Source organism: Moorena sp. SIO4G3, assembly GCF_010692305.1.
Taxonomy (GTDB): domain Bacteria; phylum Cyanobacteriota; class Cyanobacteriia; order Cyanobacteriales; family Coleofasciculaceae; genus Moorena; species Moorena producens_A.
The window spans coordinates 1-6,256 of record NZ_JAAHIG010000463.1; the positions used below are offsets into that span (position 1 = coordinate 1).

Genomic DNA, 6,256 nt, shown 5'->3' on the forward strand with positions numbered 1-6,256 from the left:
TATCACCATCATCAGCTAGATAAAGTACTGATAGTTTCAAGGCATTACTAAATTTATAGCTGAAACCGGCACCAGCTCCCCCTGCTCCGCGAAGGGTTAGGGGGTTACGGCGGACAAACCGAGATAAGCCACCACTGCCACTGCTTGCCAGGAAGGGGTTGGTCGGGTTGAAAATGTTATCCAAGTCAAGGCCAGTGGTTCCCACATAACCCCTGAATTTCTTACCAATGGGGAAACGGTAGTACAAGTCATTAATCTCAACATCGTTGCCACCACCGGCATCATGACCCAAGCGAGCCATGTCGGTACCAGTGACATCACTGAGCCTAGTAAAGTTTCCTGCCTGCAAACGAGTTCTCAACCGGTCTTTACCAGTGAAGCTGGTATCGAAATTCAGACGTACCCGGTTGCTGAAGGTAATGTTTTCATCAATGCCATCCCCACTACCATCAGCTTTTTGATCCCCAAAGGCACCAGCAAAGGTAAACAGAACTTCCCCTTTTAGTTTGGTGGTGGTGGAGAACTGATGGTCTTCTAGGAAAGCCACCCGACCTTCTAGGTTATCCACCCGTGCCCCTAAGGTAGCCAATTCTGCTTCAAACTCTTGAATCAGCCGTTGCAGGGTTTCCAGGTCCTCCCGGGTAATAAAGTCAGCGGTGCTAGCTGCAATTAACCGCTCAATCTGGTTCAAGCAAGCATTCAAACCAGCCGCAAATTCATAACGAGTAGTTGCCCGGTTTCCACGGAATGTGCGGTTAGGATAACCAGCAATACAGCCATAGCGTTCTACCAGAGAGCGCAGAGCTTCATAGGCCCAGTCACCAGGAGATACGTCCCGCAGTTGGGAAACACTGGTGACCTGGTCTATCGAATCTACATCCTTGCCCTCGTTGTTGTAGATATTGATTTGTTTTAAAATTTCCGAGTTAGACTCACCGGTAGCCTGGGCAACCGTTAGCTCTGGTGAAGCCACTTGAGTTTCAGTAGAAGATTCCTCAAGGCTGGGAGCACCATAGGCACTGTTAGCCACCAGCAGTGAAGCCCCTAGCAAAGCTGGACTATATTTGATCGTATTCCAAAAACTTGTTGACATCCTTTATCAATCAACCTCACACCTAATAGACAACACTCTTGGACTCAATGCAGTCCGCAACTTTTTCCTACAACCACTAAAATTCCGTAGTTATAGGACAACTCTGGATTAGCATATCATTCTTTGTGTGATCAGGGGAGCTAGCTTTTCGAGAAAAATACTCGATTGTAGTGACGTAGGATACCAATGTTTTTAAGCAACAGAGCAATGGGTGTCTGTGCGCTCTAGATTTTACCGGTTGAGGTTGAAGAGGAGGTAAGGCTTTGGTAATACTCAGGTTAAGAAGGATGGTTTTATGTTTAGGGCTAGCATATTATTTGGCTAGGATATGATAAAGCAATCCTAATTGCAACGTCAACAAGCCAGCGGTTCAGATTCTTACCCATCTTTGCCCTGTTGGCTTGTTCTGGTATTAAACAACTCAGATCGGATTGCTATGTAATTCGTGAACTTAACGCCTAGGAAGAACTCCTGAACGGTGACCAGTGACAATATAAGAGACTCGTTGACCGATATTGGTAGCATGGTCAGCCATTCGTTCTAAATGGCGAATCACTAGTCCTAGTAAAAGAATTGGTTCAACAACACCCTTGATATCCCGTTGACTGGCCAAGGTTTGATACAGTTGGTCATAAGCATCGTCTACTGTGTCGTCCAGCTTTTTGACCGTTTGCCCAGCAATGGCATCTAAATCCGCTAGGGCTTTCAAACTTGTTGCCAGCATAGCTTGGGCATGATGAGACATCAGTTCAACTTCTGGCAGACAGGGATGGGGTGGATAAGGAAACAGCTTGATTGATAGTTCTCCCAGGTCTTCAGCATAATCACCAATGCGCTCTAAATCTCGTACTAGTTGCATAAAGGCACTCAGAAGCCGTAAATCTTGGGCAACGGGAGATTGCAGAGCCATTAGCGTCACACATTCCATCTCAATTTGGTGATAGTAGCCATCAATGCGCTTATCAAGAGAGGCAAGATGTTGGGCAGTCTCGAGATTGCGATCAAAGAGGGCTTGATGGCTCAGTCGAAAAGATTGCTCTACCAGAGCCCCCATACGCAAAACATCTTGTGCCAAACGCTTCAGAGAGCGCTGGAAGTGGGAACGCTCAGACATGTTGGTCAGCGAAGTACTATGAGAAGATAAACTCACCAGAAAATAGGGGTTGGTAAGGGAAGGCTGGAAGCCCCTGTCCTTTACATTTATGCATGGGTAAGAAAGCACTTAACATAAATAACTGCCCAACAGGACATCTTGATTAGATGCGTTCGCGTAGCGTGGCCAAAGGCCAATCGCGCTTAGCCATCCTTCCGGTGAACAAATTAACAGGCAGTATTTTAATGAAAGTTTTAGGGGTTACAGGTTAGCCGATTACAGGTTAGCTGGTTACAGGTTAGCTGGTTACAGGTTAGCTGGTTACAGGTTAGCTGGTTACAGGTTAGCTGGTTATAGGTTAGCTGGTTACAGGTTAGCTGGTTACAGGTTAGCTGGTTATTAAACCTTGGCCTATTGGCCCTTGGCCTTCAAGCTACCCTACGGGAATGCCTTGGGCCAACAACCTTGGCCTATTGGCCACGCTACGGTAACAACCAAACAACTTTTAACCTTTAACCTTTAACCTTTAACTTTCAACCTTTAACCTTTAACCAAACAACCTACCAGGGCGAGCAGGATAAGACACTATAACACTTAGTAATAGCAAATTGAATCAACCTTTGGTAGTATCTGGAAGTGCAATTTCTATACAGGCACCACCTGTTTCCCAGTGATTGGTGGCTAGGATAGAGCCACCGTGAGCTTCAATAATTTGCTGCACAATGGATAGTCCTAGACCACTGCCACGACGAACAGGTAAGGGGTCTCCATTACTATAATTAGTCTGCTCTCTAGCCCTTGACTGATCTCCCCGGTAAAGTCGCTCAAAGACACGGGGTAAATCTGACTCGGCAAAACCATCTCCTGCGTCGATCACCTTAATTTGAATCCAAGTATCGCAAACAGCTGCCTTCTGGGAAGATATAGCATTAACCTCAACTCGAATAGCAGCCTGAGGTGGGCTGTGTTTAATACTGTTGTCAAATAAATTCAGAAACACCTGAGTCAGGCGAGAGGGATCAGCTTCGAGATACAATTGATTGGGTCCATGATAGGCAAGAGTTAAGTCTTTCTGTTGGGCTAGCAGTTCTAGGGTTTGCCAGACCCTAAAAATTAAACTCTTTAGTTCTATGGATTGACACTTAAGATGTAGAGTCGGGTCTTGCTTGAGTTTACTAATTTCCAGCCAATCTTCCACAAGCTGAATCAGGCGTTTGACTTCTGCCAGCATTTTCTGTACCCAGCGGCTTTCCGGAGGCTCCAGACGGCTCTGTAACGTTTCCGCCACTAAACTAATGGAGGTTAAAGGGGTTCTTAGTTCGTGGGCTAAATCCCCAAACCACTGGTTACGAGACTCAGCCAGTTCTACCAAAGGTTGTTGATTTTCCAGAAACACACCAACTTGTTTCTGGGGTAAGGGCCAACTGGAAGCTCTTAGATAAAGCGATCGCATTTCACCCATGGCCTCCCCATTTAAGCAACTGGGGTGAAATACCCATTCACAGATCCCAGGTTGCTGCTGCTGACGGGTAGTTTGAATCAGCTGATCTAATTCGTAGGAACGCACCCACTCCAGTAATAAGCGGATTTCTCCTGATTCCCAGTCATGAATATGTAATAACTGACGTGCTTGCTGGTTGCACCAGAGTAACTGGTTTTCTTCATCTACCAGAAAATAACCTAAGGGGGCTACCTGAAGTAATTCTTGCCAGGTTTGCAGTTCCTGCTCCATCACTTCTCGTTGATGATTGGCTATTGCGATCGCTTGCCGCAAACGAGAAACTGCTGACAATGAGTTGCTGGTACCATCCGCCTGTAGTGTTCCCAACATTTGCTGTAGCCGTCGTTTGAGTTGGTGCTGCTGCCACAGCCACAGCCCAATTCCCAAAGCCAGACCTAGTAAAAATGCTAGGAGGGTCATAAGAAAAAACAATATGAAGTATTAAGGACTTCGTACTTTATACTACTTTATCCTTTATCTCTCCTTCATATTTCATTCATTATTTATCCTTGATTCTTGATATTTTATCTATCCTTTATCTATCCTTTATCTATCCTTTATCTCTCTTTCATTATTTATCCAAAGCGATAACCAAAACCGCGTACAGTGATCAGGTATTCTGGTTTACTGGGGTCTTCCTCTAATTTTTCCCGTAACCAGCGAATATGAACATCCACTGTTTTTGTATCTCCCACAAAATCGATTCCCCATACTTGATCAATTAATTGCTCCCGAGACCAAACTCGGCGGGGATGATTAATAAATAACTCCAAAAGTCGAAACTCCTTGGGAGATAAATTAACGTCTTCTCCCCGAACCGTCACCCGACACTCTTGGGGGTACAGCTTGATCTCTCGGAATTGCTGCACTGGTGTTGGAGTCATACCATTCAAGTGTTGGCGACGAATTAAGGCTCGGCAACGAGCAATCAACTCCCGCATACTGAACGGTTTAGTGAGGTAGTCGTCTGCACCAACTTCCAAACCTAAAACCCGATCTGTTTCACTAGCTTTGGCACTGAGAATCATGATCGGAATGGGATTTCCTCGATAACGTAGCAACCGACACAGATCTAAACCATTAACCTGAGGTAACATTAGGTCTAATATGAGCAAATCCACATAGTAACCAGTTTGATCGCTATCCTGAAGCATACTCAAAGCTGTAGCGCCGTCCGAAGCAGTTAAAACCTCATAACCTTCTTCTTCCAGGGCTAGGACGATCATTTCTCGGATTAGTTCTTCGTCTTCCACCACTAAGACTTGTTTAGCCTTGGTCAGTTCTGAACCGGAAAGACTGTGGGGTATGTCGAGAGCAAGCATAAAGTAAGAAAAGTTGGTAACTGAGGTTACAAGTCAAGATATACAAGCAGTGCCACGCATCTGTCAATCAGAATATTGACTTAATCATCAATTAACCGGATTTTTACCAAAATCTTATCTGGCTGCGGATAGATTATGGATCCATTGTGCCTAATTAAGATAGAATACCAAGTCTTACAGCCAAACAAAACCTCTGCACCTACTAGCAACGAGAGGTTGGGCAGATGAGACAACAACTAACCCTCTAAAATTAACCATGCTGTTACACTTGAGTACTTGGACAGAAATTGAAGCTTACCTAAAGCAATCACAAGGGATTATTCTGCCCATTGGTTCAACGGAACAACATGGACCAACTGGGTTGATTGGCACCGACGCAATATGTGCAGAAGCGATCGCAAAAGGTGTGTCTGAGGCAACCCTAGCCCTAGTTGCTCCCACCATTAATGTCGGGATGGCGCTACACCACACGGCTTTTCCCGGTAGCATCAGTTTGAAACCGAGTACGTTAATTCAGGTAATCAAAGACTACCTAACTTGCTTGACCAGAGCTGGGTTTACCAAGTTTTTCTTTATCAATGGTCATGGGGGTAATATCGCTACCCTTAAGGCAGCGTTTTCTGAAAGTTACGCCCACTTGAGCGATTTACAGATTCCTAATAGTGAAGCGGTTCAGTGTCGGGTAGCTAATTGGTTTATGTGCCGTTCTGTCTATCAGTTAGCTAAAGAATTGTATGGGGATCAAGAAGGTTCCCATGCTACTCCTTCTGAGGTAGCACTTACCCAATATGTCTATCCCGAAGCAATTAAACAAGCACCCCTCTCAGAAACCGTTGCGTCTGGACACCCAATTTATGGAGCCGCAGATTTTCGTCGCCGTTATCCCGATGGTCGTATGGGGTCTAATCCAGCCCTAGCCACACCCCAACATGGTAAGCAGTTTTATGAGTTGGCAGTCAAGGAGTTGAGTGCTAGTTATTTGGAGTTTCTCGCAGCAGAGTGAATCGGGAATCGGGAATCGGAACCCACCCCTAACCCCTCCCAGGAGCAGGGCTGTTTCATTCTCGCCAAAAATAGATGGGGAGATGGGGACCCACCCCATTCCCCTCCCAGGAGGGGAATGGGGAGATGGGGAGAATTTTGGACAAATAGTCGGAATTTTGGCCAAATTTATCTAACACTCATAGAAGGCTGAATCACGAATTGTTAGTCATTGGAGTTGCTTCCTCCCAACTAATTTGTCAGAT

General features: G+C 45.5%; 5 protein-coding genes. 1 reads left to right on the top strand and 4 read right to left on the bottom strand.

Annotated features, from left to right (window positions below; genetic code table 11):
- The 4 genes from F6J99_RS40055 to F6J99_RS40070 form a co-directional block, all read right to left on the bottom strand.
- Positions 1 to 1,093 (bottom strand): iron uptake porin (locus tag F6J99_RS40055; protein ID WP_293121720.1); only part of this gene is annotated, 1,093 nt, incomplete at its 3' end.
- Positions 1,094 to 1,544: 451 nt separating this feature from the next.
- Positions 1,545 to 2,207: a phosphate signaling complex protein PhoU gene (gene phoU, locus F6J99_RS40060; RefSeq protein WP_293121722.1), complete on the bottom strand. Its 663-nt coding sequence runs from the start codon at positions 2,205 to 2,207 to the stop codon at positions 1,545 to 1,547.
- Positions 2,208 to 2,799: 592 nt separating this feature from the next.
- The gene (locus tag F6J99_RS40065; protein ID WP_293121724.1) at positions 2,800 to 4,107 is read right to left on the bottom strand and encodes a PAS domain-containing sensor histidine kinase; all 1,308 of its coding nucleotides are present in this window, start codon (positions 4,105 to 4,107) and stop codon (positions 2,800 to 2,802) included.
- 155 nt (positions 4,108 to 4,262) lie between these two features.
- Positions 4,263 to 5,009 carry a response regulator transcription factor gene (locus F6J99_RS40070; RefSeq protein ID WP_293121726.1) on the bottom strand — a complete coding sequence of 249 codons (747 nt, stop codon included), beginning with the start codon at positions 5,007 to 5,009 and terminating at the stop codon, positions 4,263 to 4,265.
- Between the two features lie 256 nt (positions 5,010 to 5,265).
- On the opposite strand from F6J99_RS40070, the gene F6J99_RS40075 reads away from it, so the two are divergent.
- A complete protein-coding gene (locus tag F6J99_RS40075; RefSeq protein ID WP_293121728.1) occupies positions 5,266 to 6,012 on the top strand; it encodes a creatininase family protein in 747 nt (248 codons plus the stop codon).
- The last annotated feature ends 244 nt before the right edge of the window (positions 6,013 to 6,256 follow it).